The 5,450-nt window shown below is 47.2% G+C and carries 2 tRNA genes and 3 rRNA genes; all 5 read left to right on the top strand.

Annotation, left to right across the window (positions count from 1 at the left end):
- The first annotated feature begins 251 nt into the window (after positions 1–251).
- The 5 genes from JI747_RS20305 (at position 252) to rrf (ending at position 5,406) form a co-directional block, all read left to right on the top strand.
- A 16S ribosomal RNA gene (locus tag JI747_RS20305) occupies positions 252–1,768 on the top strand.
- Between the two features lie 218 nt (positions 1,769–1,986).
- A tRNA-Ile gene (locus JI747_RS20310) sits at positions 1,987–2,060 on the top strand.
- 86 nt (positions 2,061–2,146) lie between these two features.
- Positions 2,147–2,220 (top strand) — tRNA-Ala (locus JI747_RS20315).
- A gap of 158 nt (positions 2,221–2,378) precedes the next feature.
- Positions 2,379–5,133, top strand: a 23S ribosomal RNA gene (locus JI747_RS20320).
- Between the two features lie 165 nt (positions 5,134–5,298).
- Positions 5,299–5,406 (top strand): 5S ribosomal RNA (rrf, locus tag JI747_RS20325).
- Together the 16S, 23S and 5S rRNA genes with 2 tRNA genes alongside form the textbook arrangement of a ribosomal RNA operon.
- Positions 5,407–5,450 lie beyond the last annotated feature (44 nt).

Raw genomic sequence — 5,450 nt, forward strand, 5'->3', positions numbered from 1 at the left:
GGGAAGCGCAGGAGTGAGATTGAATGTTTGATATAAGGGATTAAGGTCATCAAAAAACTTTAAAATTTTCTTCAAAAACATTTGGTCGGTAAGAAATAAATTTTTACTTTTGCACTCGCAAATACAGAGCAACACTGACAGAGAGATTGCTTCGGAAAAAGCGAAAGAACGAAGTTCATTGAAATACAATATAACAACCAAGTAAGGAAAAACTAAAGCGTTAAGAAACTTTGAGTGAGTCAGACAAACATACAATGGAGAGTTTGATCCTGGCTCAGGATGAACGCTAGCGGGAGGCCTAACACATGCAAGCCGAGCGGTATTTGTTCTTCGGAACAGAGAGAGCGGCGTACGGGTGCGGAACACGTGTGCAACCTGCCTTTATCAGGGAGATAGCCTTTCGAAAGGAAGATTAATATCCCATAATATATTAAGTGGCATCACTTGATATTGAAAGCTCCGGCGGATAAAGATGGGCACGCGCAAGATTAGATAGTTGGTAGGGTAACGGCCTACCAAGTCAGTGATCTTTAGGGGGCCTGAGAGGGTGATCCCCCACACTGGTACTGAGACACGGACCAGACTCCTACGGGAGGCAGCAGTGAGGAATATTGGACAATGGGTGAGAGCCTGATCCAGCCATCCCGCGTGAAGGACGACGGCCCTATGGGTTGTAAACTTCTTTTGTATAGGGATAAACCTTTCCACGTGTGGAAAGCTGAAGGTACTATACGAATAAGCACCGGCTAACTCCGTGCCAGCAGCCGCGGTAATACGGAGGGTGCAAGCGTTATCCGGATTTATTGGGTTTAAAGGGTCCGTAGGCGGATCTGTAAGTCAGTGGTGAAATCTCACAGCTTAACTGTGAAACTGCCATTGATACTGCAGGTCTTGAGTAAAGTAGAAGTGGCTGGAATAAGTAGTGTAGCGGTGAAATGCATAGATATTACTTAGAACACCAATTGCGAAGGCAGGTCACTATGTTTTAACTGACGCTGATGGACGAAAGCGTGGGGAGCGAACAGGATTAGATACCCTGGTAGTCCACGCCGTAAACGATGCTAACTCGTTTTTGGGGCTTCGGCTTCAGAGACTAAGCGAAAGTGATAAGTTAGCCACCTGGGGAGTACGTTCGCAAGAATGAAACTCAAAGGAATTGACGGGGGCCCGCACAAGCGGTGGATTATGTGGTTTAATTCGATGATACGCGAGGAACCTTACCAAGGCTTAAATGGGAATTGATCGGTTTAGAAATAGACCTTCCTTCGGGCAATTTTCAAGGTGCTGCATGGTTGTCGTCAGCTCGTGCCGTGAGGTGTTAGGTTAAGTCCTGCAACGAGCGCAACCCCTGTCACTAGTTGCCATCATTAAGTTGGGGACTCTAGTGAGACTGCCTACGCAAGTAGAGAGGAAGGTGGGGATGACGTCAAATCATCACGGCCCTTACGCCTTGGGCCACACACGTAATACAATGGCCGGTACAGAGGGCAGCTACACAGCGATGTGATGCAAATCTCGAAAGCCGGTCTCAGTTCGGATTGGAGTCTGCAACTCGACTCTATGAAGCTGGAATCGCTAGTAATCGCGCATCAGCCATGGCGCGGTGAATACGTTCCCGGGCCTTGTACACACCGCCCGTCAAGCCATGGAAGTCTGGGGTACCTGAAGTCGGTGACCGTAAAAGGAGCTGCCTAGGGTAAAACAGGTAACTAGGGCTAAGTCGTAACAAGGTAGCCGTACCGGAAGGTGCGGCTGGAACATCTCATTTTAGAGCGTCTTTAGACGATAAAAAAACAAGGACACTATGTGTCCAGAACTTACTTAAAGTTCAAGCTTTAGTTTTTTGTTTGGTTGATATATAAAAAATACAAAACCCACTAGAAATTAGTAAAGGGATTGAGAGAGACAAAGATAAAAGAAGAAAGAAAAAAGACGAAAGTAATTAAGTCTAACATCTTGAATCTATCATCTTTACGTCTAACAGACAGTCTCGTAGCTCAGCTGGTTAGAGCGCTACACTGATAATGTAGAGGTCGGCAGTTCGAGCCTGCCCGAGACTACTAATTACAAGACGGGAAGATGAAAGAGCGAGAAGGCAAGATTAAAATCTTGTATCTAGCATCTTGAGTCTTTAAGTCTACTAGAGGGGGAATTAGCTCAGCTGGCTAGAGCGCCTGCCTTGCACGCAGGAGGTCAAGGGTTCGACTCCCTTATTCTCCACAGTTTTGGAAGACTGATTTAAAAGTTACGGATGGAGCCAAAAACAACATCTGTTCATTAGTCGGAAAAGAAGAAATTAAGATCATTGACATTAACGGTAAAGACATCACAAAGAGAAAACCGAGCACTTATAAGTGCTTGAGTAACCTAAAAATAGGAAAGAAATCGTTAAGGGCGTATGGCGGATGCCTAGGCTTTCAGAGGCGAAGAAGGACGTGGTAAGCTGCGAAAAGCTCGGGGGATTGGCACACACGAATTGATCCCGAGATGTCCGAATGGGGCAACCCGTCTGGTTGAAGACCAGTCATCCCTTAGGGGAAGCAAACCCGGAGAACTGAAACATCTAAGTACCCGGAGGAAAAGAAATCGAAGAGATTCCGTAAGTAGTGGCGAGCGAAAGCGGATTAGCCCAAAAGTCTTTATATATTTAGAAGAATGTTCTGGAAAGAACAGCCATAGACGGTGATAGCCCGGTATTCGAAAGGTATACATAGATGATAAATGAGTAGGGCGGGACACGTGAAATCCTGTCTGAATATGGGGGGACCATCCTCCAAGGCTAAATACTCCTGAAAGACCGATAGTGAACAAGTACTGTGAAGGAAAGGTGAAAAGCACTTCGAATAGAAGGGTGAAATAGAACCTGAAACCGTACGCCTACAAGCGGTCGGAGCCCACAAGTTGGGTGACGGCGTGCCTTTTGCATAATGAGCCTACGAGTTAATTTTACTAGCGAGGTTAAGGTATTAAGTACCGGAGCCGGAGCGAAAGCGAGTCTGAATAGGGCGCATAGTTAGTAGGATTAGACGCGAAACCTTGTGATCTACCCATGGGCAGGTTGAAGCTCTGGTAACACAGAGTGGAGGACCGAACCGGTTGACGTTGAAAAGTCTTCGGATGACCTGTGGGTAGGGGTGAAAGGCCAATCAAACTGGGAGATAGCTCGTACTCTCCGAAATGCATTTAGGTGCAGCGTCGTATATAAGTTTATTAGAGGTAGAGCTACTGATTGGATGCGGGGGTTTCATCGCCTACCAATTCCTGACAAACTCCGAATGCTAATAAATGTTCTACGGCAGTGAGGGCATGGGTGCTAAGGTCCATGTCCGAGAGGGAAAGAACCCAGACCAACAGCTAAGGTCCCCAAATTTCTGTTAAGTTGAAGCAACGCGGTTGGACTGCATTGACAGCTAGGATGTTGGCTTGGAAGCAGCCATTCATTTAAAGAGTGCGTAACAGCTCACTAGTCGAGCGGTCCGGCATGGATAATAATCGGGCATAAACAGAATACCGAAGCTATGGATTTGTAATTTATTACATCTGGTAGGAGAGCATTCTATAGGCACAGAAGCAGTATCGCGAGGTATTGTGGAGCGTATAGAAAAGAAAATGTAGGCATAAGTAACGATAAAGGGGGCGAGAAACCCCCTCACCGAAAGACTAAGGTTTCCTCAGCCATGCTAATCAGCTGAGGGTTAGTCGGGACCTAACGCGAACCCGAAAGGGGTAGTGGATGGACAATGGGTTAATATTCCCATACTTGCTCACACTAAAAAGGGGACGGTTCGACGTAGCTATTGAAGACGGACGGAAGTGTCAAGGCCTAGCCTTCGGGCGAAGCTGTTATAGTGAAATCGGATCCAAGAAAAGCCGAAGTGAAGCAACCCGTACCAAAACCGACACAGGTGGTCGAGGAGAGAATCCTAAGGTGCTCGAGTGAGTCGTGGCTAAGGAACTAGGCAAAATAGTCTCGTAACTTCGGAAGAAGAGACGCCAGCAGCAATGCTGGCCGCAGTGAAGAGGCCCAGGCGACTGTTTATCAAAAACACAGGACTCTGCTAAATCGAAAGATGCTGTATAGGGTCTGACACCTGCCCGGTGCTGGAAGGTTAAGGAAGGGCGTTAGCGTAAGCGAAGCGTTTGACTGAAGCCCCAGTAAACGGCGGCCGTAACTATAACGGTCCTAAGGTAGCGAAATTCCTTGTCGGGTAAGTTCCGACCTGCACGAATGGTGTAACGATCTGGGCACTGTCTCAGCCACGAGCTCGGTGAAATTGTAGTATCGGTGAAGATGCCGATTACCCGCAATGGGACGAAAAGACCCTGTGAACCTTTACTATAACTTCGTATTGACTTTGAGTAAGTAATGTGTAGGATAGGTGGGAGACTTTGAAGCAGGCACGCTAGTGTTTGTGGAGTCAACGTTGAAATACCACCCTTTACTTACTTGGAGCCTAACTTCTTTTAGAAGGACATTGCGTGGTGGGTAGTTTGACTGGGGTGGTCGCCTCCAAAAGAGTAACGGAGGCTTTCAAAGGTACCCTCAGCACGCTTGGTAACCGTGCGTAGAGTGTAATGGCATAAGGGTGCTTGACTGTGAGACCTACAAGTCGATCAGGTGCGAAAGCAGGACATAGTGATCCGGTGGTTCCGTATGGAAGGGCCATCGCTCATAGGATAAAAGGTACTCCGGGGATAACAGGCTAGTCTCCCCCAAGAGCTCACATCGACGGGGAGGTTCGGCACCTCGATGTCGGCTCGTCACATCCTGGGGCTGGAGAAGGTCCCAAGGGTTGGGCTGTTCGCCCATTAAAGTGGCACGCGAGCTGGGTTCAGAACGTCGTGAGACAGTTCGGTCTCTATCTATTGCGGGCGTTAGATGTTTGAGAGGGCTTGATTCTAGTACGAGAGGACCGAATTGAACAAACCTCTGGTGTATCAGTTGTACCGCCAGGTGCACCGCTGAGTAGCTACGTTTGGAAGAGATAAGCACTGAAAGCATATAAGTGCGAAACTCGCCTCAAGATGAGACATCTTTTAAGGGTCGTTGGAGATGACAACGTTGATAGGCTACAGGTGTAAAGTTGGTAACAGCATAGCCGAGTAGTACTAATTACCCGTAGATTTATAGCCTATTGGTTATTATTAAACAAGCCTTATAAGTGCAAGCTTGGTTTTGCCTTTGTGATGAAATTTACCGATAAAACAGGTATCAGATGATAGATACAAGGAAGCAGGTAGCAGTCAAGCTACTACCTAACACCTACGATCTGCAACCTGAACCTTATATACAACCTTTAGGGTGGTTTTAGCGGTGGGGCTCACCTGTTCCCATTCCGAACACAGAAGTTAAGCCCACCAGCGCCGATGGTACTGCGAAAGCGGGAGAGTAGGTCGCCGCCAGTTTTTATTTTAAAGTCTCATAGATTAAGTTCTATGAGACTTTTTTT

Source organism: Chryseobacterium tagetis, assembly GCF_016735585.2.
Taxonomy (GTDB): domain Bacteria; phylum Bacteroidota; class Bacteroidia; order Flavobacteriales; family Weeksellaceae; genus Chryseobacterium; species Chryseobacterium tagetis.